Here is a 26178-nt window from a genome sequence, read left to right on the forward strand (position 1 = left end):
TTATTGTTCCTCTTTATTGTTACCCCCCTTCCGGATGGTTCGCACCGTCAGGGGGGCTGTGGATTCTTGGGTTGCGCACCCCGGGGCCTGATGAAGGGCTGTATCCAGGGCAGCAGCTTCCGGGATTGTCGGGCCCTAGTCGGCCGCCCCGGTATTGTCGGGATCGGTGTTTCCCTGGGCGCGTAAGACGCCGGGAAGAAACTGCAGGCCCAATTCTTGGAGCTGTCCTGGCTCCACGGGACTGGGGCTTTCGTCCATGGGGCTGAGCCCGGCTGAGTTTTTAGGAAAGGCCATGACCTCCCGGATGGTTGATTCTCCGGTCATGATCATGAGGAGGCGGTCCAGGCCTGGGGCAATTCCGCCGTGGGGAGGTGCGCCGTACTGGAAGGCATCCAGGAGGAATCCGAATCTCTGTTTTGCTTCTTCTTCGGGAAAGCCCACAATATTAAAGATACGCTGCTGCAGCTGTGGATCGTGAATACGGATAGAGCCCGAGGCCAGCTCGTAGCCGTTGCAAACCAGGTCGTAGAGGTTTCCCTTCACGCTCCCCGGGTCGGATTCCATGGTTTCGAGATACTGGGCTTGGGGCATGGTGAACATATGGTGGGCTGCATCCCATTTTTCTTCATCCTCGTTCCATTCAAAGAGGGGAAAATCCACAATCCAGGCGAAACGGAAGCTGCCCTGTTCGGCAAGCCCTAGGTCCTTTCCGAGCCGGGTACGGACCGCTCCCAGAGCGGTGTTGGCCACTGTTTTTTTATCTGCCACGAACAGAACCAGGTCGCCGGATTGGGCGCCGAGTTTGCTGCGGATTTCTGAAGCCTTGGATGTGAAGAACTTTGCAATCCCCCCGTCCAAACCGTCATCGGTTACCTTTAGCCAGGCAAGCCCCTTGGCATGGTAGGTCTTTGCTACATCCTCGAGGTCTGAGATCTGTTTCCGGCTGTATTCTGCTTTGCCGGGCACCACCAGGGCCCGGATGGCGCCGCCCCGTTCCAGAACCCCGGAGAAGACCTTGAAATCGGTATCCTGTCCCATGAAGGCAGCGTCTTTCATCTCGAGGTCGAAGCGCAGATCCGGCTTATCCGAACCGAAGCGGTCCATGGCCTCTTCATAGGGCAGTCGCTGGAAGGGCAGGGGCAAATCCAGGCCCATGGTATTCTTAAAAATATGCGCCATGAGGCCCTCTACCAGGGCAAAGACATCCTCCTGGTCGACGAAGCTCATTTCCATATCAATCTGGGTGTGTTCGGGTTGACGGTCGCCCCGGGGGTCTTCGTCCCGGAAGCAATGGGCTAGTTGAAAGTACTTATCGAAACCTGAGACCATCAGAATCTGTTTAAAGAGCTGGGGACTCTGGGGAAGGGCGTAGAACCGTCCCTTGCTGATCCGGCTGGGAACCAAAAAGTCCCGGGCCCCCTCGGGGGTGGAGCGGATCATGGTGGGGGTTTCTATCTCCAGGAATCCCTGGTTGGTGAGGTATTCCCGGGTCCTAAACATGACCTGGCTTCGGAGGGAGATCTTCTTCTGCATGGAGCCGGTCCGAAGGTCCAGGTAGCGGTATTTGAGCCGCAGATCTTCATTGGTTTGGGCCTTCTCGTCGATCATGAAGGGCAGGGTAGCGCATCGGGACAGGATGGTAATATGTTCCGCGATGACCTCAATGCCTCCGGTGTTCATTTCGGAGTTGACCATGGAATCCGGTCTGGCCTGAACGGTTCCGGTAACGGCAATACAGTATTCAAATTTCAATTCTTCGGCAGTCTCCCGGAGCTGGGGAGCCGCGTGTTCATCCACTACAACCTGGGTAATTCCGTAGCGGTCCCGGAGATTAATGAAGATAACTCCGCCGTGGTCACGGTGGCGGTGAACCCATCCATTGAGTACAACCTGCTTCCCTGCATCCTCAGTCCGAAGCTGACCGCAGGTAACAGTACGTTTATGTGCTTCCATGGGCCAACAATAGCACTTGCACCATTGGAACTTCAAGGGCAGGAGTCATCACAAAAACTAACCTGGGGGTTCTTTTTTAGGGTGATTTACAGGCCCGACCGACAACGGGTACAGCCCAAGACATGGAGATGGGGCTTTTTCCCCTCCTGCTCGAACATTCTGGCCACCACATAATCGGTTTTTCTGAGGACAGCCTTACACGCCGGACATCTGCGGTCCGGGGTTGCTTTTCCAAAGGGAATAATCTCCGCCCGGCTTTCCTCCGGTCCAAGGTCGGCGGGTCCGGAGCGTTCATCACAGTAGGGACAGCCGTAGATATGCACCAGGCTGTCCTGGATACCCATGGCAGCCTTGGTGCCCTGGGTTGACTTTTTTTTGGGTGACGGGGCGGTAAAGACCTTCATGCGGACCTTTTCTCCGGGTTTCAGCAGGGATTTACAGAGCGGACAGGGTCGGAGAACCTTAAAATTCTGCCGGGACATATCAGCCATGGCATCCGCTAATTGGGTGAAGTTTCTCCCGCCCAAGCGGATAATACTTGCAATGAGGATGATTATTAGGATTCCCAAAAGGATGATGACGGTGTATTCCATGCGGCTTTTCCCTCGCGTAAAAATACCCTACACTGGGTTCATGGCGCAACTCTTTATTGTGGGAACACCCATTGGAAATCTTGGAGATATAACCATCCGTGCCCTGGAGGTACTTCGCTCGGTGGATATCATAGCCGCGGAAGACACCCGGCACAGTCTACGGCTGTTGAATCACTATACCATCTCAAAACCCATGATCAGCTGCCATGGCCATAACGAAGACAGAAGCGCCCAGCGCATCATCCAGGAATTGGAGCAAGGCCGCAGCATTGCCTATGTGAGCGACGCAGGAACCCCGGGTATCAGCGACCCCGGCACCGTTCTGGTCCGCCGGGTACGGCAGGCAGGATTCCCGGTGGTACCCATACCCGGGGCGAGCGCCCTGACGAGTATTGCATCGGTCAGCGGATTTTCCGGAAGGCGGCTCATTTTTGACGGATTCCTGTCGCCAAAGGCCGGGCGGAGAAAAAAACAGCTACAGGAACTTCTGAATACGGGCGACAATTGTATTATCTACGAATCGCCCTTTAGGATCGTAAAGCTCCTGGGTGATTTAGCGGATTTGGATCCCGAACGGCCGGTTGTCATCGGCCGGGAGCTTACAAAAAGTTTCGAGGAGATTCTCGGTGCTACCGCCCGGGAGGCCTTTGAAGATTTTGCCAGCCGTAGTACAATAAAGGGTGAGTTTGCACTGGTTATATCCGGTTCAAGCCCTTCGGTTGAGGATGGGAACGAAAACGCTTAACTTTTGCCTAGTAGTTGCCGATAGTGTTAGTGAGAAAGGAAGGATGTAGAATGAGTATCGAGCGTCTTGGTCCATTAGATCCCATATCTACGTACAACAAAAACCAGAAGACTCAACGGGTACAGCGGGAGAACCAATCCGATTCGGTGTCGGTTTCCAACGAGGCCCGTACGAAGGCTGAGCTCTTAAAGCTTGACCGGGCGGTGCGCGAGGCCGATGATATCCGGGCTGACAAGGTTGACGAGATAAAAAAGAAACTCCAGGATCCTTCCTATATTGATGAAAAGATGATCGACGAGGTGGCTGACCGCTTACTGGAACTCTTCGGTATCGAGTAACCCCGACAGCAGAATGATTCGACAAGTTGTTCGTGAATGCGTACAATACAAAGGAGGCCCTGAGCCTCCTTTTTTCATATGGCAGTCATACCGGCAACCGGCAAGACCCTGTTGCGCCGGTGTTCCGTTTTTGTTTCTAAGAAATGGTATTGGTACCCAGCAAGGAGGCAGTTGATTCATGTCCTTTTCTACCCTCGAATTACCTGCAGGCATTGTATTCGGCACAGACGCCCTCCTGAGTGCCGGTCCCCGAGCGGCCGCCCGGGGGAATAGGGCTGTCATCGTTACCGAGCCGGCCATGCAGACCGAGGATCACCTCCAGCGTCTTCGGGAGATTCTCGATGAATCCGGGGTTGATTCCATCGTGTACAGCGAGTTGCCCCCGGGGGTAAGTACCGTGGCGGGGGAGGAGGCGGCGTCCCTGATTACCGCAAGCAAACCCCAGACCGTTATCGGGTTGGGGGGCATGCGGGTACTCGCAGTGGCGCGGTATGCCGCCGAGCAGGCCTTTTTCGGCCGGTCCCGAGGGGGAGGCTCCGGGGGCAGGTACATTGAAATCCCCACATCCTGTAGAAATCACTTTATGTTCAGAAACGAATCGGTCCTCACCGATGCCAATAGCGGTTTGCCCCGGATTTTTCCCCTGACCAGGGGGCTGGTAAGCGGGGTGATCGTTGATCCAAGCCTCACCCAAAGTCTATCCAATAAGTATTTCGCCGTCGCCCTCCTGGACATTTTGCTGGCGAGCATTGAGGGGTATCTGTCCGAGGATGCTGATTTTTTAGCTGAAATACACCTGACTGCTGCTATTGAGAAGCTCTACCAATCCCTTTCCATTTACGTACGGATGGCTGACGACTCCCGGGCACGGCTGAGGGGCAGCGAGGCCGGGATGCTTTCGGCCCTGGGGCTCGGGCGGGCCGGCCAGGGTCCCGGGGGGGCTCTGAGTTATGTGATCAATAGCCGGCATAAGGTTCCTAAATCCTGGGTCAGCGCCGTGTTACTTCCCCATATAGTGGACCTTTATCAGGAGAGCGAAGCCCCCAGGGTCGCGAGGATTGCCGGTTGTCTTGGCGAGGATGTGATAGGCAGGCCTGTTGAGGAGGTCGCTCCCCTGGCCTCCGGGGCTCTGCGCCGTATCCTCGGACAACTGAACATTCCCACCCGTCTCAGAGACCTTAACCTTTCCCTGGGAGATCTGGGCGAGGACTGCGCCTTTGCCATGGATCTGCCCTACCTCAAGACAGCCCCCTTCCGGTTGAGTGAGGCAGAGCTCTACGAATTGGCAAAATCGGCCTTTTGACCGGCGAATCGGTATGATTTCTCCCCGAAAATTCCTAACCCTCGACGATGAACACCAACTGCGTAAGCTCCGTAAAATTCTCCTGGAACTGCGGTCTGCCGCCCGAGGGGCCGGGCTCGACGGGGTGTATGCCCGCCAGGCATCAGTGGTCCTGGAAGCCGGCCGGGCGGGGGCCCCGGGGGCAATCGCCGACCTGGATGAAATTCTCGCGGCTTGCCTCCGGGCCTTGCAAACCCCCCATGAATCCGGAGCTCGGGTATCCCGGCTCTGTCACCAGGGGGTGTTAAGCCTAGAAGCCGCCCTGGGGGTGCCCCTGGGGGAATGGGATCTGGATAGTCCGGATACCATCGGGGCGGATGCAGACCCAGTACCTGATCCCAGGTACTATCCCGGGCACACCCGGGTCGGCCCGGAAACCCGTTCACCCGGGGAAACGGGGCAGCCCATCAGCACCTCCGAGGGGAATGCCGGGTCCCGGGAACCGGAGATACAGGTGTACCTGGAGGATCTGCGGAGCCCCTTCAACGTGGGTAGTATTTTCAGGACCTGCGATGCCATGGGGGTATCCCGGGTGCTGCTCAGCCCCCGTTGCCCCCAGCCGGGCACGAAGCGGGTTGATCGTTCCAGTATGGGCAGTGTGGATTGGATTCCCTGGAGGGTACTTGCCCCGGAAGATATCCCGAGCTACTGCCGGGATGAGGAGCTTTCGGTTCTGGTGCTTGAAACCGGGGGGACGGACTACACCAGGACGGTGCTGCCTCCCCGGTGCCTGGTTATTCTCGGCTCGGAGGAGCTGGGGGTTTCCCCCGGGTGTGCTGCCTTGGGACCGGTGGTAAGTATCGGTATGTCGGGCCGCAAGGGGTCCCTGAATGTCGGGGTGAGCTTCGGCATCGTAGCCTCCCGGTGGCGGGAATGCCGGTCCTAGGCCGTCCCAGGAGCGGGTGGTTCTTCTCGCCCAGCTCCGGGAAGCAGGTCTGTCCGGGAGCTAGGGATTCATGAGTAATTCATGCTTCAGGGTTGCTGTCTTTTTTAGGGTGGCCGCCACGGCGCAGTATTTCCCGAGGCTCAGCTCGATAGCGGTTTCAATCTTATCCTCATTCAGCTGATCCCCGGTAAAACGATAACGCACCAGGATATCCGTGTAGACCTTGGGATGCTCGTCAGCCTGCTTTGCCTCAATCTCAATGGAAAAACTATCAAAGGGGATCCTCATTTTTCCCAACATCGAAACCACATCCATCCCGGTACAACCCGCCAGGGCGGTAAGCATGAGGGCCTTCGGTTTCGGACCGTACCCGGCCCCGCCAAATTGTTCATCGGCATCCACCGGAATGGTGGCATCCTCTATTGTAAGGTCAAAGGCCATGGCCTTCTTCCATTGGGCGGTAACAAATTTTTGCATATGCAGATCTCCTTATTGTAGGGTGATTTTAATGCCGGGGTTATCGCTTCAAGGCGCGTTCAACCTCGGGCTGGTTAAATCCCACAAGTATCTTCCCGTGAATATCAATAACCGGAACCCCCATTTGGCCTGACTTTCGAACCATCTCGTCGGCTCTCCGAGGATCCCTAGAAACATCGTACTCGGTAAAGGGGACGCGGTTTTCCTTGAAATACCGCTTCGCCTTGTGGCAAAACGAACAGCTTGGGGTAGTATACATGGTAATAGACATATGAACCTCCGTATATATAAAAAAATATATACAACAGCTGTTCTTGTCAAGCCGGGGCGTTCATTCCTGATGGCTGGAGGTTTCGTGTTCGAAGGCAGTATCCAGCTTTTCCTTGATGAGAAGCAGATGTCCCTCCCCTGCCACATTGAAGCGCCGTAAGACCGTGGGGTTCAGCTCTTCCAGGGATAGATTCTCCGTCTCGTAGTTTGCCAGGCTGTTGGCCATGTAGATCACATCAATCATCTCCCGGTAGCGCCGGGGAGCCTGGGTCGGGTCGTGGTGAAATCTGATGGCCGAAACCAGGTTGTCCGGGAAGTTCCATTTTTCCGCGATTCGTGCTCCGATTTCGGCGTGGTTCAGTCCTGCGCTTATATCCTCCAGGAACTGGGGTTCGATATTCCGCTCCTCACAGAATTTTCGAATATTTGTGAGCAGATCCGGGTGAACCGAGGAGAAAATGATCTTCCCCATATCGTGGAGAATGCCGCCCACATACACGTCATCCAGGATGTCTTTCCGCTTGAGAATGTTTTTTGCCAGGTTGTAGGCAAAGAAGGCGGTCTTATGGGAATGCAGCCAGAGTCCCCGGGTTTCGGCGGTTTCATCGCCAAGGATTTTTTGGGTACCGTAGGAGTAGAGCAGATTTTTTAGGCCCCGAAGGCCCACGAGCTTAACGGCTTCGGCGATATTGTCTACCCGCTTGGGAAGCATGAAGGCCGCGCTGTTAACCAGTTTAAGAAGGTCGGCGGTCAATGCGGGATCAACGGCGATGGAGCGGGCAATGTCGTTCATTTCCACCTCGGGGTCGCTGAGTTGACGCTGCAGGGTGGCGACATTTTCTGGAAACTGAGGAATATGCTCCAGCTTTTCTGCCAGGAGATTGGATATTTCGTGGAGGTGATCCAGATGAACCTTTGCCATGGGAATGGAGAGGCGCGCAACGGTCTCTCCGTTCTCGGTGTCAATGTCGAAGGATTCCTCCGACAGCCCCATCTTCCGGAGCATGAGGATCATAATGACGATTCCCAGCCCGGCACCCTCGGAATCATCCAATACCATGGAGAAGGCCTCCTCCAGGCTGTCGTAGGCCCTGGCGCGGGCAATGCGGTCGTAGACCCGCATCTGCTCCTTCTTGGTTATGGATGTATTATTGGCAATGTAAATGTTCAGGATGTCTGATTTTTGGTGGAAGACTATCTTAATATACAAGCCGGCCTTTTTTTGAAGTTCCAGGTAGTGGGAGATATTGTTCAGGGTTTCTTCCTTGAAGGTCTGCATACCCTTTTGGTAGTCTTCGTTGTTCAGTAAATCCAGGTTCTTCTCTTGAAAGTACACCCGTTTGGTGTTGGCCTTCTTGGCATTAACCGCCAGCTCTCGCAGGCAATAGTACAGGGGATCTTTCAAATCGCCCTGACCTATCTCTTTTAGAAATCCGTCCAGGATCTGTTCAAGCTGGGCTTCCAGCTCGGATGGCAGGGTGTAGGTCTTGATCGTAACCGGGATTGAGTTTCTGACTGCGAGTTTTATTTTTTCAGGGTCAATGGTCATCACATTCCGCCTTCTTTGGAGCCTTAGGTCTAGAGTATACTAGATTACTGCGAATCATGCTCCTTAGAAATTCGAGACATGGCCCGTAATTTTTTTTCTACGATGCCATTGACCGTACCCTGTTGGAATACTCCCTTCTGGGTTCGATTGCCTGCGGGCATCCCGGTAAGTATTTCGATGCCCTGGTTCACATTGGAAATAGCCCAGATATGAAACCGGCCTTCTTGTACGGCCTGATTTAATTCGGCGTTGAGGATGAGGGACTCGATGTTTTGTGCGGGGATGATTACCCCCTGGCTTCCGGTAAGACCGTGTTGTTTACAAACCTGGTAGAAGCCCTCTATTTTTTCGATGACCCCCCCTACCGGCTGGATATCCCCCATCTGGTTAACCGATCCGGTTACTGCAATGTCCTGACGCAGGGGGATGGATCCGATGGCAGAGAGCAGGGCGTATATTTCGGTGGAGCTCGCGCTGTCGCCGTCAACTTCAACGTAGCTTTGCTCAAAACAGAGTCGGGCGGTCATAGAAAAGGGAAAGCTCTTGGCGTAGGTGGCATGAATGTAGCTTTCAACGATGTAGGTTCCCTTGTCGTGGATCTCTCCCGAGAGGCCGGCCTCCCGTTCCACGTTGATGATTCCGTCGGTGCCCGGTGCTGCCTGGGCCGTGATGACCGTGGGTCGGCCGAAACTGTAGTATCCCCGGTCCAGTACGGCAAGGCCATTGACCCGGCCTATAGCGGTTCCCTCCAGGAGCATGAGCAGTTCCCCGGTCCGGATCTGTTCATCGATTTTCTCCTCGGGTAAATTCAGGAGAAACGCCCGGGCCTCCAGAGCCTTATTGATGGCTTGGCGGGTGATAGTGGACAAGGGAATCTTCCCCGCCCAGTAGTTCGCCTCCCGTAGTATATCGGCTATCTGGCTGAACTGGGTGGAAAGCTTTGATCGTAGTTCCGCCAGGCGGACGCCGTATTCCAGAAGGGCGGCGACACCTGAGCTATCCACGGGCAGCAGGGATTCTTCCCGTTGAATCATCCGGATAAAGTGGATGTACTCCCGGGTGGTAGAGTTGTTGCGGTCCATGATGTAGTCGAATTCCGCCGGAACCTTGAAGAGCTTCTGGAAATCCTCATCCTGCATGTAAAGCAGGTCATAGAGCATATCATTGCCCAGAATAACAACCTTTAGGTTGAGGGGGATGGGCTGGGGTTTCAGGTTGGACCCCCCGTGGCCGTAGGGGTTGGGGCTGGTACGCATCTCCAAGAAACAGTTTTGCAGGGCCCGTTTGAGGCTTATATAGGTTTCTTCTTCCATGAGCAGGTCTTCAGCCTGGAGGATCAGGTAGCCCCCGTTGGCACGGAGAAGGCTGCCGGGACGTAGGCTCAGGTACCCGGGGCGTTCGGTCTGGGTGGTCCCCGGGGTTTGGCTTGTTTCGCTGGGAGTATCAATGCTTCCGAATAGTTTTGTAAAATCCGGATAGGTTTCAAAAATGATGGGCGGTTTGGTGGTTTTGCTATGATCCACCAGGATGTTTACATCGTAGCGGAGCAGTTCGTCCGGTAGAGCGGTTAGGCTGGCCGGCAGTCCGGTTATCCGGTAGGGGTGGGACTTGCCTTGGGAGGACGGGGAGGTCCCCGGTTTTCGGGTAGAGGCTCGGGCATTCTCGGAACCCGGGGTATGTTCAGATTCGCCATGACCCGGGGCCCCACTGCCGGGATTGCTTTGTGCCTGGGGGGAGGTTCGGGCCATGAAATCTCTCCGGTCCCGGGCCTGCTGGCCTGGCCGTCCCGGTTTGTTTCGTTCCGTGCTTCGAGGGGATTTAGCCGAGGTGCCGGCGGACGGCTCTTCAGAGGGATCATCCGAGCCTGGTGCGTCGCCTGGTTGATTCGTTCGGGACGGGTCGTCAAGAAAAATGGGGAGTTGTTCGATGATATCCTGTCCTAGCTGCTCCAGGTGTTCCTCCATGGAGGGGTAGGGAAAGTCCTTTCCCAGGGAACTTAGGCGCTGGTGGACCTCCGGGGCTATGGATTCCCGGTGGAGTTCCAGGAGGTACTGCTCGGTTCTGCGGCGGTTTCGTTGGATAGAGGTGAAAAGCTGTTTCATTTCTTCCATGAACTGGGAGTATTTTTCCCTGAGATCCTGGTACTGATTCTGTTCAAGCTCTCCGGCGGAGACCATTTGGTGCAGATCCTGGATATTGGTCAGGTTATCGTTTACCACCGCAGCTAGATCGGCTTTTTCCTCGTTATTCTCTTCTATTTGTACGATCTTGAATCCTTCCTGTTGCAGGCGGTCTTCAAAATTGAAGAGGAGTTGGTTCTCCTGGCTTTCTGTTTTGGTGAGAAACTCCTCTTTGGCATGCTGGAAGGAGGATCGGTGCTGGATTTCTTGGGCGAGGGCCTGGATGTCCAGGATGGTTTTCCGGATGGCGCTCCTGAACCGCGAGGCCTCTCCAGCTGGCATGATGAGCACCCGGGGGCTGTCTTCCTGGGAGAAATTATGGACGTAGGCGATATCCCGGAGCTGCTCCTTCTGCAGGTCCTGTTTCCCCAGGATATGCTGAATAGCGGTCCGCTTTCCTGTTCCAGCCGGGCCGGTAGCAAAAATGTTGTATCCCTTGGAGGGGATGGCCAGAGCCATCTCAATAGCCTGGATCGCTCTATCCTGGCCGATAACCCCGAAGGTCTCATGATCCTCCGGGAGCTCCGGGAGCTCGGATTCCTGAATTGTAAAAATTACCCGTTCTGGGGTGAGTTTGCAGTGTTGTTCGGCGGTATTCTTTTTGGTCACACCTTGAATGTACCCAAGAACCGGGGAAATTTCTATGGTATACTGCGAATCATGGGAATACTGATTGAAGAGTTTGATACGTGGGCGCGGGGCCACTTGTCAATTGATGAGATGGCCGGGATCGACAATAGCATAAACGGTATACAGGTTAGCTGCGGACAACGGGAGATTACCCGGGCTGCCTTTGCCGTGGATGCCTGTTTGGAAACCTTCACCCGGGCCGCCGACTGGGGTGCCCAGCTGTTATTTGTACATCACGGCCTGTTCTGGGGGCGTGAACAGCCCTTGGTGGGAACCCACTATCGCCGGATTCATGCATTGATGAAGGAGGATATTGCCCTGTATGCGGCCCATCTACCCCTGGATGCCCACCCTGAGTTGGGGAACAACGCAGGGATGTGCCAGGTTCTCGGACTTCAGGAACGGGAACCCTTCGGCAGCTACCATGGTGTTAAAATTGGGTACAAGGGCCTGCTACCCGAAGCCCGGACGGTAGAACAGGTGGTTCAGCAGCTCTTCGGGGATCCTGGCCAGGCCATCGCAGTGCTGCCCTTCGGACCCTCGAAGGTTCGGTCCCTGGGAATCATCTCCGGCGGGGCACCCTTTGAGGTGGACCAGGCTATTGATGAGGGGCTGGATCTCTTTATTACCGGTGATGCAAACCATGTGGTATACCACCGTTGTCTTGAAGCCGGCATTAATGTAATCTTTGCCGGACACTATGCGACCGAGGTTTTCGGTCCCAAATTGATGATGCAGCGGGCGGAGGCGGAGCTTGGTCTCGAGGTCCGGTTTATCCATGTACCCACCGGGCTATAGGAATTTGCTGTAGAACCTACCTAGTGCGCAAACGGTTGTACCATTGTACCCCGGCAGCACCACCCATGGACGGAATTCTGGGGTGATAGACTATACCTGGTGCCGATTACAACCCTTTACGCACTACATAAAACGTAAGGATGTGAAGAATGTTGAACGAAAATCATCTAGGAAAACGGATGATCCCCCTGCTTTTAAGTGCGGGATTAATTCTGGCTGATCAATTATCGAAGTTATGGATCTTATCCTCTATTCCCCTGAATACCGTGGGGCACCAGGTAGGGGGAGGCGATTTTTTACGGATCATCCACGTCCGGAACCTGGGTATGGCCTTCAGTCTCGGGGCGGGCATGCCCGATTGGCTGCGGGTCGTGGTATTCATTGTGATACCCCTCTCCATGCTCATTGCTCTGGGTTTTTATCTGGTGCTGAGCCGGGAGCCCAGCACCTTTCAGCGGTGGATCCTGGCGGGGATTATCGGCGGCGGTCTGGGGAATCAGATTGACCGAATTTTCCGACCCCTCGGGGTTGTTGACTTTATCGATGTGAAGTTTTACGGCTTATTCGGGTTGGAACGGTGGCCGACCTTTAATATTGCAGATTCCACCGTGGTGATTTGTGCCATTTTACTGGGGCTGAACCTGCTTTTCGGGCTCGGCGAAGGGAAGAAACACGAAAAGGAACTGGGAGGTATCCGTGAATAAAAAGGTTAATTCGGTATTATTTGTATTAGGCGCCACTGTGGTGAACATCCTGCTCATGCTTATTCTGTTCATCGGTACCTTCGTGCTCTACGGTAGATTTCTGGCTCCCTTGGTAGATCCGTCGGTCTCGCAGTTTATTGTGATTTTTCTGTTTTTTGCATCCATTATTTTGACCTATGTTCTCTATAACGTTCTTGTAAACAAGCTTGCAGATAAGATTGACTTTGATACCTACTTTGATCCTATCGTTAAGCCCCGCAAACGGAACAAGGAAAAATAGAGGACGGCCCTCCTGAGGGGCAGCCAATACTGCCACCCATGGATGGTGTCGCCGAGGTGCAATGCTACAAGCTTTCGCACACTAGATAAAAAAGCAGGCCCCGGGAATGAACCCGGGGCCTTTTTTAAGTACTGCCGGATAGGGATAAACGTGGTATCCGGCAAGAGCCTAGAGACCGGTGGTCCTAGGGTTTCTGCTGCTCGGGCAACAGGGTGACTGAGAAGGATGTATCTTGGTCAAAGATCTCTGCGGCCAGGGTTTGGATGTCCTGGGCGGTGAGGGCTTGGACGCGGTCTGTAAGCTGGGCCGGGGTAAGGATTGGGGATCCCGTGCGGACCGACTGCTCCATTTGGCTGAGCCAGAATGAGTTTTCTACATCCTGGTTTTCCAGGCCACGTATAAGTACCTGCCGGACGGTGGTGAGTTCTTCACTGCTGGGACCCGACTTCGCCAACCCTGCGAGGATTTCGGTGATAGCCTGGAATAGTTCTTCCCGGCGGCTGGGTTCGAAGCCGGTGCTTACGGTGAACCAGGTATCCGGGTAGGGCACGGGCTGATGACCGGTTGATACGCTTACCCCGTAGGAGGCACTTTTATCCTCCCTGATCTCCTTGCGCAAGCGGATGGAGGCTGTCTCCTTCAGCGCCTCCAGGGCGAGCTGCTGGGTCCGGGATAACGGGATATCCTGATTATAGGCGATAAACATAAGCCCCTTATCCTCGATGCCGCGGTACAGGAGGGAATGTTCGTCTGCAGCAGCCCGGATTCCCAGATCCCGGGCGTTCTCGCTACGGTCCTTCCCCGGGGGCAGGCTCGCGAGGTAGGTTTCAGCCAGAGGCCGGAGCTGATCCGGCGTCAGATCGCCGGCGAAGATCAGGGTGAAGTCCCCGGGGTTGTAAAATCGTTCTTGGAATAGACTCAAGGCCCTCTGGGGCTCAACCATTGCAAGGGTTTCGAGACTCAGGGGTTCGCCCCGGGGATGACTGTCAGCGAAGAGCCGGTTGATCTCATCGGAGAATATCGTTTGGGGATCCTTGTCCCGGTTTTCAATGTTGGTTCTCAGGCGGCTGAGGATGGACTGAATTCCGCCTGGCTCGGATCTGACCTGGGAAAGCTGGAGATGTATGAGCTGAATAAATTCCTCGAGATGGGCATTACGGGTAGTGCCCGAAAGGCCCTCAAAATAATCTCCCAGGTAGGGCTGGAGGGAGATTGCTTTGTCGGCCAGGTAGGTTTCCAGGGCGCTGTAGCTGAAATCCGCCAGGCCGCTTTCCGCGAGAAGGGTGGGCGCCAACAAGGCAGTCCAATAATCCTCCTCGGACACCAGGCTGAGTCCCCCCGGACTGAGGGCGGTGAAGAGGACTTCTCCGGGTGTTTCTGTGGAGGGACGAAGGAGGACGGTCATACCGTTGCTGAGTTCCCATGTCAGAATCCCGGTTTCCTGGTTCAGCTCCTCGTTTACAATGCTTCCTGCTTGCGGAGGGACGGGGATGAGGGTGTCCAGAGTTTCCAGGGAAGTTGCTGTCTGTACCAGATCCGCCCGCTGGTTCACCAGGGCTTCCAACTGGCTCGTATCAACCTGGGGATCAGCCTCGGATAGGGAGAGTAGCAGCCGGTAATGTTCCAGGGAGAGCAGCTGGGAGGCATGGGCATTGAAATCACCCAAAGAAATAGATGCAAGGGTCTCAAGCTGGGTCTGGAGCTGCTTCTCGGGACCCAGGTAGGGGCTGTTGGTGAGGAAATGCTGGGTGAATTGTCCAACGATTTGGCCGGATTCGGTGCGGCCTGCCTGCTCCAAGGCTGCCTCAAGGTCAGCCTGGATCCTGGATTTAGCCCGCTGAAACTCCGCCTGGTCTATGCCCTGCAGTTCTAGGTAAGCCGTTTCCTGGAGAAGTGCCGAGAGGGCTCGGGTGAGGTCCCCACCCTGGGCGATGGCCAGGTATGAGACGAGATTGCTTCCCCGGGTCAGCTGCTGGGTGGCAAAATTAGCTCCCAGGAATGGGGGCTCGGAACTTCGGGCCGCTTCGCTCAGCCGGAAGGAAAGGGCGGTGGCTGTGAGGCTGTTGAGCAGCTCCTGGCGTGCCAGGGTTGGGTAATCCTGGGTGTCGGGGGTTTTTTGATACCCGTAGAGCTCCACAATATCGTAGGGAAATTCCGGATCTCCCCATTGGAAGCTTTTTATGCCTTGGTACGGGGGCTGGACGGGATCCTTCCAGGCTTGGGCAGGAGAATCGGCTTGGGCCTGGAGTTCCTCCTCGGTCCAGGTATCTTGGAATGCGGTGATGATTTGATCTTCCATGGTATCGGGTTCAATACTCCCGACGATGGATACCGCCATTCTTGTGGGGATGTACCAGGTGTCATAGAAGGATGTTAGTTCTTCGGCACTCACCCCTTGGATGACTTCGGGGATTCCGATGGGAAGACGGCGGGCGAATTTACTGTTCTCCAGGACCGCGGGTAGGAGGAAGTCTGCTCGCCGTCCCTGGGCGTTCTGCCCTAGGCGCCATTCTTCCATGATGACGCCCCGCTCCTTTTCGACCTCCTGGGGGTCAAAACTCAACCCGTTCATCCAATCCTCCAGGACCTGGAGGGTGGTGGTGAGGATTTCGGGATCGTCGCCGGGGATTTCCAGGATGTATACGGTTTGCTGAAATCCCGTGAAGGCGTTTACCCCGTCTCCAAAGGCCATACCAATGGATTCGAAATAGTCTACCAGGGCTTGTTGGGAAAAGTTCCGGGTGCCGTTGAAGGCCATGTGTTCTACAAAATGCGCAATCCCGCGCTGGGATTCGTCTTCTTGAACAGCTCCGGCATCTACTGCAAGCTGGAGGAATATCCGGTTTTCTGGATGTTCGTTGGGATAGAGGTAGTAGGTTAATCCATTTTCTAACACTCCGGTTACGGCTGATTCCGGAAGTGCTGCTGGTTCCTGAGTTTGCTGCTCAGGGGGGGTGATTCCCTGCTCCGAAGTTACGCACCCGGTCAGAAGGACGAGTGCTCCGAGTAGCAGGGTGATGATGGTTGATAACGGTTTCATAGTGCTCCTCATTGTTTTTGGCATTTGGCTGTATGGAGATTTCCCCCATATCCTAACTGTTTGTTGTACTCATGTGCTATAGTAATATTCATGAATGATGAAAAGAAACCCGGGGTTTCCCATAGGGGAGCTCGGATAGTAAAGGGCCTCGCGTTCCCGGTCATATTGTTGGGGATAACAGTGGTGGGGATTGTTCATCGGGAGACCCTGTTCTCCGTGTTCACCGACCAACAGGCTATGGAGGAAATCCTGGTGAAGGCAGGCTGGCAGGCGCCCTTCCTGTACATGGCCGTTCAGATTATCCAGGTGTTTGTCTTTATTGTACCCGGAGATGTGGTGCAGTTTGCCGGGGGCTACCTGTTCGGGGTGTTCGGCGGGATGGCCTACTCGTTGTTAGGCATCCTCATCGGGTCGGGGATTAATTTTTTATTGGCCCGGTGGTTGGGACGGGCCTTTGTAGAGAGCCTGTTTAATCCTCAGGCTGTTCAGCGATTCGAAACGATTCTGGCCAGTCCCCGGGCGCAGACGGGCTTTTTCCTTCTCTTCCTTATTCCCGGACTGCCGGGAAAGGATCTTCTCTGTTACGTGGCGGGAATTTCTAAACTGAGATTCGGCATGTTTCTCCTTATCTCCATGGCAGCCCGGCTGCCGGGGATTCTCGGATCCAGCATCATGGGAGGCGCTGTGTCCGGCGGACAGTACGGTATCGCCATAGCAGCGCTAGCGCTGGCTGTGCTGCTGTTCGGCTTCGGGTTTATCTACCGAAAAAAAATCCACCAATGGATCGAGATGCGTATCCATAAATCGGATCAATAGCCGTCGGACATGGAGCGATTCATATCTTTTTTAGCCAGTTCAGCATAGACGAATCCGCGGTTTTTAAGGACGTCCCGGACCTCCTGGGGGAAGGGCATGTAGCGCCAGAATATATCCCGGGTCTCCCGGGCTAGTTTCTGGGTTCCCTCGGATTCTTTGGAGATCCAGAGGATGTAGTCCTGGATGAACTGATCCTTAACATCTCCTTTGAGTTTATTATCGCTGAACCACTGGTAGTACCAACCTGTCAGGCCTTCTTCCATCCAGTAATGCTGGGCTTTTTCCTTGGCGACCTGCCACCGCAGGTCCCCTAGGGCGGCAATGACGGCTGTCCTGAGATCCTTGGGATACATAGGTATGGCTAGCCGTCCCCGGCTGGTGGCACGGTTGAATCGTTCGAAGGGTTCCCAGCAGATTCCGTAATCTCCGTAACAGGGGATGAGGATAATATTTGGGACTATGCGGTTGGTCTGTTGTTTGAAGGTGCGCAAGAAGAGGCCGGGGTCCAGGTATTCTACCTCGGCGATGGTATTCAGCACCTGCTCCCGGGTGCCGGTGTCCCGGATACTGCCGTGGTAGTACTGTTTGTATAGGATGGGGAAGTGGTTACCCTGTCGTCCGACGCAGAGTTTTGCCATCTGCCGGAGGGTATTCATCTCCTCCTCGGAGGCCTTGGCGTCGGCGGTGGCCTGGGCAGAATCATCGCCCTCCTGTTCCTCCAGGACGGCTAACTGTTCCTGGATACTGATGAATTCGTTCTGGGCGATTCCCAGCTTCCGGTTGAGGTTGCTCAGCTGCCGGAGCAGGGAGTTAATTTCGGAGAAACTGGCGCGTTGGGGCTCTGTGTAGGGCTGGATGATGGCGTCATGGCCGGGCAGGCTGTCATGGTAGGTGATGCGCCGAGCGGAGTCCATGAGGGAGCCCTCGTGGGCTTTTATCTCTTCCGTGAGATTCTGAAGCAGCTGGGTTTGGGCTTCGAAGCGGCCCCGGGCCTTTTCGAGTTGGGCGTTGATCTGCCGCACCTGGTTTTTCGAAGGGGTCTTGGTCTCATCGGTGGCGGAGGGGGTAACCCTGCCGTAGGACACCTCTTTAAGCCATTCATCCTGGTAAAAAATCGGTTCGCCGCTGGTATTTTTATCGGGGATCTGACTGATAAGTTTGCGTTGCTCGGGACTTATGGCCGTGGGCAGTAGGATGGCAAATCGCAGTAGCATTTTTTTAGGTTCAGGGAATTGCCGGGTACTGACCTTCCCGGCGATACTCCGGTAGAGATCCCATACGCCGGGTACCAGGCGTCCCCGGTGCACTGACCGGTCCTGAGGATCCGTGGCCTTGAGGAATGCGCCTAGGAGCTGATGGACCCGTTTAGAGATGTCCCCCTCGCCGGTGAGGAGGTCCTGATAGTAGGTTTGGGTAAAAACCGGTCTTGGTTCGCCCAGTACGGTTTCCATTTTTTTGAAGGTGGTCCCGGGTTTGGTGCTGGTATCCTGGGATGAATCCTCGGAAAAGAGGTCGGAAAAATCCGGTGCATCCTCTTCGCCAACGGTTTGTTTGAGTACGTCCTCAAAGAGATTATCAAGATCCGATATATCGCTCATGGGGACAAGTATAAAAGTATCCGGATGGGTATTCAATGCTGGATTTCGATGGACCGCTCTGGAGATGGTTCTGGCGGGTAACCGGTATATAGTGTGCAAAAGGTTGTAATTTTGCAACCCGGCGACACCACCCATGGGTTGAATTATTGGTTGCTCCGCTATATCTGGTGTAGTTTACAACCTTTTGCGCACTATCTAACCGGTAGAATCACCCGGGGATAAAAAAACACCGGCGAATGGGCCGGTGTTTTTTCCATAAGAGCTTCAGGATAACTGGAGGTAATGGGACTTGAACCCATGGCCTCTTGCATGCCATGCAAGCGCTCTAGCCAACTGAGCTATACCCCCAAAAAGGTTGTTGTACTATGCCCGGTTATCAAGCGCTTGTCAATACGGGTTCGTGGATTTCCTCGAGATACCCAGTGCGGATGCAGGATTCGAAGAGTTCCTTGGTGAGGGTCTCTTCGGACTCGCTGGTGCCGTAGGGGGTGGTGCTGACCATAAGAATGGTGTAGCTGGAGCGGTTTTCACCGAGGATGGATATGGTGGTTTCAACCCCTGCCATGCCCTGTACTCTGAATTGCCGTCCGGTATGATGGGTGTTTTTCATGACTTCCTCCCGTTACCCTTTGTATCGGAGGTTTGTACCGGGGGCTGTACGGTTTTTTATGTTTATGATTCTCCGTAAGCTGTGTACAATATGCCCATGATTACTCATATCGTAATGTGGAAGACAGCCGGAAAGAATCCGGCGGAGAAGCAGGCTGCAGCCCGGACCATCAAGGAGGCATTGGAATCCCTGCCAGGAAGGGTTCCGGGAATTGAGTTTCTTGATGTCGGACTGGATGAAACACAGGGTCCGAGTTCCTTTGATGTGGTGCTGACTACCAGGTTTAGGTCCTGGGAGGATTTGCAGAATTACCGGGTGCATCCCGAACATGTTGCCGTGGGAGATGTGGTGGCAGCCCATACCGAGGACCGCGCTGTGGTGGATTATGCCGGCGGGTCAGCGGATTATAGCTCCGGGGAGTAGGAGTGATTCGTGAAACGGCCGAGAGGATTCTGAGCTTTTGGGAGGAGAAACCCAACGGGGTGGTGGTATTCCCATCCCAGGTTGGGGTGGATTATTGGGCCAGGGCGCTGATCTCTCGGTTTGGCATGGGTACGGTGCGGCTGGACCGGGTGGTTTCCTGGGACCATTTCAAGGAAGAGGTGTTCCGGGGAGATCAGAGCCGGAGACCGGCGAATATGCTTGTCCGGTCGTTGTTTGCCGAGTCCTTTCTGGCCGAAAACGCCCGGAATCCCCAACTGTCCCGGGTGCTGCCCCGGGAGTACGCCCAGGATTACCAGGGGTTCGTGCAAACCCTGGTGCGGATGGTGCCCGGGCTGGGACTCCTGTTCAGCACAGGGAGGATGGGTGATAGATCTCGGGAACTCGCCCGGGCTATCCGTGAAACCACCGACCCGGGGCTCTGGGCTGATTGGCAGCTGCTCTACCGGCGATACGCCCAGTTTCTGGCTGATCATCAGTACTACGAACCCCGGTGGCTTTCTACCCGCAACCCCGAGTGCATATTTGATTATCTGATTGTTTTTCCCCAGGTTCTGGAGGATTGGGCGGAGTATCAGGGCCATCTTGAAGGGCATCCGCGGATTGCGATCTGGGATGACAAAGAGTACCCAGCCAAGGGTCCCTCCCCGGGAGGGGATGGAATCTCCTTGGAGGTTTTCCCGAATCTGGCCGAAGAGGTTGGCGCGGTGCTCGATGGGGTTGAGCAGGCTCTGGAGGCCGGTACTGCCCCTGAGGAGATGGTTCTGTCTTTGGCCGGGTATGAATCAGCCCTGGACGAGGTCATGCGGGAGGCTGAGCGCCGCGGGCTGCCGCTGCGGCCCCGGCGGGGGAAGAGTCTCTCCGGATTTCCCGGTCCCGGGCTATTCACCCTACTCGCTCAGTGGGTGTGGTCCCAGGGTAGTCTGGAGGCAACCCAGGCCCTTCTTAAACACGCCCAGATTCCCTGGCTGAGGCCAGAGCTGGGTGACCGATTGCTCGCCCTGGGGGTGCAGGCGGGGCTGGGGCTCACGGATTTTGAGGGCTGGTCCTGGGCAGTGAGCCGGTTACCCTTGTATACCCCAGAAGAGATTGAATCCGGACTACCCCGGGAGATTCAGGACTGGCTGAACCGGCTGCGAAGAGCCGTCCAAGGGCTTACCGGCGCGGGGAGTTTCGCCAAGGTCCAGGAGCATCTGGAGGGGTTCCTTCGGGGTTTTATTGATTCTCAGGGTTGGAGCGCCATTGCGGAGGCCGCCCTTCAACGGAGCCGGGAGGTATTGAACGACCTATCCAGGACGGAGGCGGAGCTAGGCCTGCATGTTCCCGGGCCGTTCCGGTTCTGGCTGGCACGGCTTGAGACGGCGGTATACGTGCCCCAGGATGATCAGGGGGGCATATCGGTGTACCCCTATAGGGTGGCCGCGGGGGTTCCCGGAGAATTTCACTGTATCATGAATATGAACCAGGAGGATGTAACGGTAACCACCGGCGGGTTGGATTTTCTTCGGGAGGACCAGATCCGGCTGGTAGAGGGTACCTTGTACAGGAATCTGACCGAGGATTTTTTGCATCTCTACCAGCAATCGGGGCGGCGGGTCAGGATTACCTGTTCCCGGGAAAATCACCAGGGCCACCGGCTTCCGGCGGGTATGTTCATTGCCCAGGATCGGATTAGCAACACAACCTGGGGTAGCACCAGCCTGATGGATCGTACGGTGTATGAACCGGAGTACCGGGGGGTGGAGCGGTGGAAACACATGCAAATCCCCCTGAATCCCCTCAGCCCCGCCCCCAGGGCAACCCTCCATGGGCGGCTGACCCAGGACAGGGTTGATGCGGGGGCTGGTGGGGTGTTTTGGGTGTCCAATGCCCAGCTGGAGCTCTTCGGCCAGTGTCCCCTGGCATATCTCATTCGATACGGCCTGGGGGTTGATCAGGATGACTGGGCGGCTGAGGTTGAGAGCCCGCGCATCGAAGGCATGCTCTACCATCAGGTCTTTGAGGAGTTTTTTGACTGGTTGCGCCGGGAGGATCACGGCATTATCGATGCTGGGCGACTAGAATCCCATTACCTTCCCAAGGTAACGGCCCTGGCCCGGGAGGTACTGAGAGGCGGCATGGCACCGGGGCTGGCTCGGTTGCTGGAGCAGGCATTTCTCCAGACCTGTCAGGAGGTGCTTACCCAGGATGTGCTACGCTTTGACCGCTTCCGGGTTGCCCAACCCGAGGCTGAGTGGAAGCGGCTGACCTCCCTTGGGATTGTCGATGATCGCCTCGCCCTGGGGCTTTCCGGTAGGATAGACGCGGTATTGCTTCATCCCAAAACCGGGCAGGCTGTGGTGGTGGATTATAAGCGCAGCGTAAACGGGTACACCATGGGAAAGATCAAGGGTAGCCTCCTGGAGGATGCCGTCCCCGGGGGCTCACCGGGGGATGGTAGCCCAGGGGATGGTACCCCGGCGGGGGCAGATGAATCCGGCAATTTCGGCAATGCAGACGGCTCCGGGGAATCCGAGGGGAGTATGCAGCTGCCCTTGTACGCTCTCCTGGTTGCTCCCCCGGAGGAATTGGTTCAGCCCAGGGGGGTGGTGAGCCCCCGGGTCTACCGCAGCAAGAGTGACGGGGATCAGGATGCAATAAAGGATGTCTGCGCCCTGGTGTACCTGGGTTTCCGGGGGGACAAGCGCTACCGGCTGGTGTACGACCGGTATCCCGGGGACGGTCAGGCCACCATCCCCGTACTGGAGGATGAAAAATCCCCCTTTACCGGCAAGAAAGCCAACCAGCCCCTGGCGGGGCCGAAGGAGCTCGGGGTGCTGCAGGCGTACATTCTATCCCGCCTCGGTGATTTGCAAACCCGGATTGATAGGGGTGATTTTACTCCCAGCCGGGAAGGTGATTGCGGGGCGTGCAGGTTCAGGGGCGTTTGCCGGACCCGGTTCGGTTTGCAGTACGGCGCTGATCCGAGGCCGGGTCATACATCCGGCAGATCCGGCGTACCCGCCCCAGCACAGAATTCGCCTGGAACCAGTACCACGCCCAGGGGTGTACCGGGCAACGAGGGGGACCAGAATGAGCCGGTTTAATGACGATCAGATGGCAGCGGTGCAGCTTCGACGGAACGGGGTTTGTGCAGCCGGTGCTGGGGCTGGTAAGACGACGGTGCTGACCGAGCGCTTTTTAACCCTCCTTGCCCAGGAAGGGGTAGGGGTGGATCAAATATTGACCCTGACCTTCACAAGAAAAGCAAGCCAGGAAATGTACGAACGGATCTATCGCCAGCTCTCCAAGCGGAAGGATGAACATCCCGCATGGATGAAGGGATTTTTGGAGTTCGAACGGGGGCAGATCAGCACCCTGGATAGCTTTTGTACCCAGATAGTCCGTTCCGGTGCGCCGCGCTTTGGAATCCCTTCAAGTTTTACCGTGGATGAGGGGCGGCTGTTGAGTCTGGTTCACCAGGCGGTGCAGGGGTTTCTGTTGCATAACGGTGATGATCCGGTGATGCATAGGTGGGTTCAGGCCTTCGGTGTTCAGGGGGTAATCGACCAGGTTTTACAGCCCCTGGGAATGGAGCTGACCGTACCCGGGAATCTCGTATCCTCGGTGCCGGCGGCGGCAGAGGAAGATCTCCAGGCATTGGAAACCCAGTTGATCGGGTCCATTGACAGAATGGCGGAACAGGCCCGGGAGGCACGGAAGCTCCTGGAGCAGGGATACGAGGATCTAATCGCCCAAAACCCGGCGAAGGCGAAAAAACCCCCTGCTAATCTCCTGGAGAACATGGATTTTCTAGGTCAGATGGAGCAGTGGGAGGGAGCTGTATTGTTCCGGGACTGTCTTGAACCGGATTTTAGCTGGCCCGAGGTTCCCAAACCGGTGATGCGCCGGACGGGGTTTCCCGAGAGCCTTACGGCCGGTATTAAGGTCTACCGTGAGATTTGGGACAGTTACAAGGCTCTGCCGGGGATCATCCGGGTGCTGGTAAATAGAGGGGACCTGATTCATGTATCGGGGCTGTTGGAGGATCTGCGCCAGGAGATTGTGGCCCAGAAGCGTGCCCAGGGGATTTTGTCCTTCTCAGACCTCACTATTCTATCCATCGCCATCCTCCAGGAGGATACCGACCTGGCTGATTTTTACCGCCGGCGGTTTCGCTACATCATGATCGATGAGTTCCAGGATAACAACGACCTGCAGCGGAGGCTGTTATTTCTCCTGGCTGCTGAGCCCGGCTTTTCCGAGGACCGCATTCCCCGGGGTGACGAGATCCGTCAGGATGTCCTCTTTTTTGTGGGGGATGAAAAGCAGTCCATCTACCAGTTCAGGGGCGCGGATGTCCGGGTATTCAAACAGCTGAAGGAGGAGCTCGCCGGCGGCCAGATTATGCTTGGTACAAACTACCGCAGCCATCCTCAGTTGATCCGGTATTTTAATACCCTGTTCTCCCGGGTGTTTTCCCACCATCCCATGATGGACCCGGCCTACCAGGCCTTTGAGGCAGAGTTCCGTCCGATCCAATCCCGGCCGGATACCGATCAGGCGCCGCCTGGGCTGCTGGAGTTCTGGCTTCAGCCGGATTATCGATCATTTCCGGGGCCGGGTAGGGATTCCAGTGACGATCCCAGTGACGATCCCAGTGACGGTTCGGACGGAAGCGCCGAACCCCTATCGCCCGGGGAAACCGAGGCCCTGGCGGTCGCCAGAAGGATCACCCGGCTGATCCAGGAGAAAACCCCGGTTTGGGACAGGGATTTGCAGACCCTGCGACCGGTCCGATACGAGGATATCGGTATTCTGTACAAGTCCGGTTCCCGGCAGATGGACCTGGAACGGATGCTCAGGTATCACGGCATTCCCTACCGGCTTAAGCAGGTTCGGTCTCTGTTTCTGGATGCCCTGGCCCACGATTTCTACGCCATGCTTCAGCTGGTGGTGTATCCCACCGACACCGAGGCCTGGGCAGGCGCGTCCCGCAGCCCGTTTCTGAATCTATCCTACCAGGGCTTGGATGAACTCCTGGAATGGGTCCGGGCTCAAAAGCACATCCGGCCCCGTCAGCTCCTTTCCCAGGACACCCAACACGCCGCCATTCCCGAATTCTCCCAACCGGCCGACCGGCACAACTGGCAGAGCTTCCAGGCACTCTACGCCAGCCTTCTGGAAGCCGCAGACCTCAAGGAACCCGGCACCCTCGGGGACATCCTCTGGATTCAGGGCGGCTACAAGGGATTAGTCTGCAGCTCCCCGGGAAACCAGGTATTCCTGGAGCACTTTGATTTCTTCCGTGCCTATCTCCAGGCCCAGGCGGACCGACCCCTGGCGATAATTTTGAAGGATATCCGAAGCAACCTCGGCAGGTTTGAAAAAATCGACGAGCTGCCGGTACTGCTTCCCCAGGCCAGGGGAGTTTCCATCATGAGCGTTCATGCCAGCAAAGGCCTGGAATTCCCCGTGGTCATCCTCACCAACACCGGGGGAGGGAGTATGTCCGACCGGGCCGCCAGCCAGGCGGGTATTGTGACCAGGGACGGGGAAAACCGCCCCCGGCTTCTGCTCAACGGCGGATTTACCCAGGGCCAGGCGGAACGCAATCCCCATATTGAGGCCCTGGCCCGGCAGAAAACCTTTCAGGATGCCGCCGAACTGCGCAGGCTCTTCTACGTTGCCTGTACCCGTGCGGAGCACCATCTGTTCATCTTCGGTACTCACAATAGCCAAAACAAGGCCGGTCTTACCCAGGAAGAGTATTGGAGCGATCAAAACAACCAGAATCCCCGGCAGCCCAAGACCTTTTTAGCCCTCCTGTCCTGGGCCTACTTTGCCCGGGATGAATGGCCCTGGAAGCGTCAGGATACCGAGACCCCGCTGGAGGACCTAATTCCCCAGCAGTATAGGTTTTCAGACGGTTTGGTCTTCCATCGGATCGATCAGGTGACCCGTGAACAGTGGCAGAGGTACCGGCGGGATCTGTCGGCGTTTGTTTCTCAAGGTGATTCCAATGCCCTGGCATCCCGCATCCGTCGGTGGCAAACAAACCCGGCAGTGCGGACCACCACGGATATTCAGCAGAGTCTACGAAGCTCCTTCCCCGGGGATGACGCCGAGGATCTCCGGGACACCATTCTATCGCCCTGGGCCGAAGCGTCCCCCGTCCAGTCGAGCAGCCTTGGGGCCGGTAACACCAAGGATCGCCGGGAGGAACAGCAGTCCTGGGAGGGGGCTCAGATTGTAGGCAGTCTCAGCCACTGGTGCATTGAGGTTGGGATACGGACTGTCGTGGATAGTTTGGGACGTCTTGTACATCCGGGAATGTCGGGTGATTCCTTCATTGAGCGGACGGGCTTCACCTACGAACCCCCCGGCGAGCAGGATCTCATCCCCCGGTCCCTTGCCAGGGCATTACAGCAGTCCCGGGATCCAGAAGCGCTCTGGGAGGAGGGGTTGACCCTGGCTCGGAGATTTTTTGACGGCACCTTCTGGCAGGGGTTGGGACGACGCTCCGGAGTATATCTCTACCCGGAGCTTCCAGTGCTCTTTGCCGACCCCGGAACCGGTGAGGACCGGTCTACCCGCCGCCGGGAATCTCAAGGCCAATCGACCGACCCCGGGGCCGGCGGGGTAACCACGGTGAAGGGGTTTGTCCGGGGGATTATAGACTTGGTGGTGGATCTGCCGGATCAGCGGTTGGTGGTGGATTTTAAAACGGACCACCACCTGGTTCCGGAGCATTACCGGGTTCAGCTTGCCCTGTACTCCCAGGCTGCCCGTAATCTCCGGCTGCCGGGTTATCCGGACCGGGGAGGGAGCCGGGGTCTGCCCGGGGAGTCGGTCTCCCTGGGTGCCCGGCTCATCTCCCTGCGAAGCGGGGAGGTGTTTCCCCTGGACTGAGGTCCGGGGAGGCCGGATCTTGTTCTTCCGGGGGATC

The 26178-nt window shown here is 56.2% G+C and carries 20 protein-coding genes and 1 tRNA gene; 11 read left to right on the plus strand and 10 right to left on the minus strand.

The features are described from left to right. Positions 1-135 precede the first annotated feature (135 nt). Together aspS and DC28_RS09595 are read right to left on the minus strand one after the other, a co-directional pair. Positions 136-1953 (minus strand): aspartate--tRNA ligase, encoded by a 1818-nt coding sequence (gene aspS, locus DC28_RS09590; RefSeq protein WP_052078723.1) that lies wholly within the window; start codon positions 1951-1953, stop codon positions 136-138. Positions 1954-2039: 86 nt separating this feature from the next. Beyond that, entirely contained in the window at positions 2040-2546 is a 507-nt protein-coding gene (locus DC28_RS09595; protein ID WP_037548028.1) for a hypothetical protein, read from the minus strand. 40 nt (positions 2547-2586) lie between these two features. Between DC28_RS09595 and rsmI the strand changes: the two genes are divergently transcribed. The 4 genes from rsmI to DC28_RS15620 all read left to right on the plus strand — a co-directional run bounded on the left by rsmI (position 2587) and on the right by DC28_RS15620 (position 5857). Continuing rightward, a complete protein-coding gene (gene rsmI / locus DC28_RS09600) occupies positions 2587-3291 on the plus strand; it encodes a 16S rRNA (cytidine(1402)-2'-O)-methyltransferase (protein WP_037548335.1) in 705 nt (234 codons plus the stop codon). Positions 3292-3341: 50 nt separating this feature from the next. Beyond that, the gene (locus DC28_RS09605; protein ID WP_037548029.1) at positions 3342-3629 is read left to right on the plus strand and encodes a flagellar biosynthesis anti-sigma factor FlgM; all 288 of its coding nucleotides are present in this window, start codon (positions 3342-3344) and stop codon (positions 3627-3629) included. Between the two features lie 178 nt (positions 3630-3807). Then, on the plus strand, positions 3808-4932 hold the full coding sequence (locus DC28_RS09610; RefSeq protein WP_037548030.1) for an iron-containing alcohol dehydrogenase: 1125 nt from the start codon (positions 3808-3810) through the stop codon (positions 4930-4932). A 13-nt stretch (positions 4933-4945) separates the two neighbouring features. Next, entirely contained in the window at positions 4946-5857 is a 912-nt protein-coding gene (locus DC28_RS15620) for a TrmH family RNA methyltransferase (RefSeq protein ID WP_052078724.1), read from the plus strand. A gap of 60 nt (positions 5858-5917) precedes the next feature. Here DC28_RS15620 and DC28_RS09620 read toward each other — a convergent pair whose 3' ends face one another. Genes DC28_RS09620 through DC28_RS15625 form a run of 4 tightly spaced genes read right to left on the minus strand, consistent with a single transcriptional unit; the run spans position 5918 to position 10942 of the window. After that, positions 5918-6334: an OsmC family protein gene (locus DC28_RS09620; RefSeq protein ID WP_037548031.1), complete on the minus strand. Its 417-nt coding sequence runs from the start codon at positions 6332-6334 to the stop codon at positions 5918-5920. Between the two features lie 40 nt (positions 6335-6374). Continuing rightward, a complete protein-coding gene (locus tag DC28_RS09625) occupies positions 6375-6605 on the minus strand; it encodes a glutaredoxin family protein (RefSeq protein ID WP_037548032.1) in 231 nt (76 codons plus the stop codon). A gap of 60 nt (positions 6606-6665) precedes the next feature. Continuing rightward, positions 6666-8153, minus strand: coding sequence for an HDOD domain-containing protein (locus DC28_RS09630; protein WP_037548033.1), 1488 nt, complete (start codon positions 8151-8153; stop codon positions 6666-6668). Positions 8154-8197: 44 nt separating this feature from the next. Beyond that, positions 8198-10942 (minus strand): Lon protease family protein, encoded by a 2745-nt coding sequence (locus DC28_RS15625; protein WP_081942111.1) that lies wholly within the window; start codon positions 10940-10942, stop codon positions 8198-8200. Positions 10943-10993: 51 nt separating this feature from the next. Between DC28_RS15625 and DC28_RS09640 the strand changes: the two genes are divergently transcribed. The 3 genes from DC28_RS09640 (at position 10994) to DC28_RS09650 (ending at position 12745) form a co-directional block, all read left to right on the plus strand. Then, complete coding sequence (locus DC28_RS09640) at positions 10994-11761, plus strand: Nif3-like dinuclear metal center hexameric protein (protein WP_156104647.1); 768 nt, start codon at positions 10994-10996, stop codon at positions 11759-11761. A gap of 149 nt (positions 11762-11910) precedes the next feature. After that, on the plus strand, positions 11911-12465 hold the full coding sequence (lspA, locus tag DC28_RS09645; protein WP_081942112.1) for a signal peptidase II: 555 nt from the start codon (positions 11911-11913) through the stop codon (positions 12463-12465). Next, entirely contained in the window at positions 12458-12745 is a 288-nt protein-coding gene (locus DC28_RS09650; protein WP_037548034.1) for a hypothetical protein, read from the plus strand. The genes lspA and DC28_RS09650 overlap by 8 nt, the downstream gene beginning before the upstream one ends. Before the next feature lie 184 nt (positions 12746-12929). Here DC28_RS09650 and DC28_RS09655 read toward each other — a convergent pair whose 3' ends face one another. Continuing rightward, positions 12930-15785: a M16 family metallopeptidase gene (locus tag DC28_RS09655; RefSeq protein WP_037548035.1), complete on the minus strand. Its 2856-nt coding sequence runs from the start codon at positions 15783-15785 to the stop codon at positions 12930-12932. A gap of 90 nt (positions 15786-15875) precedes the next feature. Here DC28_RS09655 and DC28_RS09660 point away from each other — a divergent pair, with 90 nt between their 5' ends. Next, positions 15876-16601, plus strand: a complete 726-nt coding sequence (locus DC28_RS09660) for a TVP38/TMEM64 family protein (protein ID WP_052078726.1) — start codon at positions 15876-15878, stop codon at positions 16599-16601. On the opposite strand, the gene DC28_RS09665 is transcribed toward DC28_RS09660, so the two are convergent. The 3 genes from DC28_RS09665 to DC28_RS09675 all read right to left on the minus strand — a co-directional run bounded on the left by DC28_RS09665 (position 16595) and on the right by DC28_RS09675 (position 18809). After that, the gene (locus DC28_RS09665; RefSeq protein WP_037548036.1) at positions 16595-18199 is read right to left on the minus strand and encodes a hypothetical protein; all 1605 of its coding nucleotides are present in this window, start codon (positions 18197-18199) and stop codon (positions 16595-16597) included. The genes DC28_RS09660 and DC28_RS09665 overlap by 7 nt on opposite strands. A gap of 274 nt (positions 18200-18473) precedes the next feature. Then, positions 18474-18547: transfer RNA gene (locus DC28_RS09670), tRNA-Ala, on the minus strand. 28 nt (positions 18548-18575) lie between these two features. Further along, positions 18576-18809: a hypothetical protein gene (locus DC28_RS09675; protein WP_037548037.1), complete on the minus strand. Its 234-nt coding sequence runs from the start codon at positions 18807-18809 to the stop codon at positions 18576-18578. Positions 18810-18905: 96 nt separating this feature from the next. Here DC28_RS09675 and DC28_RS09680 point away from each other — a divergent pair, with 96 nt between their 5' ends. Genes DC28_RS09680 through DC28_RS09690 form a run of 3 tightly spaced genes read left to right on the plus strand, consistent with a single transcriptional unit; the run spans position 18906 to position 26141 of the window. Further along, the gene (locus DC28_RS09680; protein ID WP_037548351.1) at positions 18906-19232 is read left to right on the plus strand and encodes a Dabb family protein; all 327 of its coding nucleotides are present in this window, start codon (positions 18906-18908) and stop codon (positions 19230-19232) included. Positions 19233-19234: 2 nt separating this feature from the next. After that, positions 19235-22336: a PD-(D/E)XK nuclease family protein gene (locus DC28_RS09685; protein WP_037548038.1), complete on the plus strand. Its 3102-nt coding sequence runs from the start codon at positions 19235-19237 to the stop codon at positions 22334-22336. Beyond that, positions 22323-26141, plus strand: coding sequence for a UvrD-helicase domain-containing protein (locus DC28_RS09690; RefSeq protein WP_037548039.1), 3819 nt, complete (start codon positions 22323-22325; stop codon positions 26139-26141). Before DC28_RS09685 ends, DC28_RS09690 begins: the two co-directional genes overlap by 14 nt. Positions 26142-26178 lie beyond the last annotated feature (37 nt).

Origin of the sequence: Spirochaeta lutea, from assembly GCF_000758165.1 — a bacterium.
Taxonomy (GTDB): Bacteria; Spirochaetota; Spirochaetia; order DSM-27196; family Salinispiraceae; genus Spirochaeta_D; species Spirochaeta_D lutea.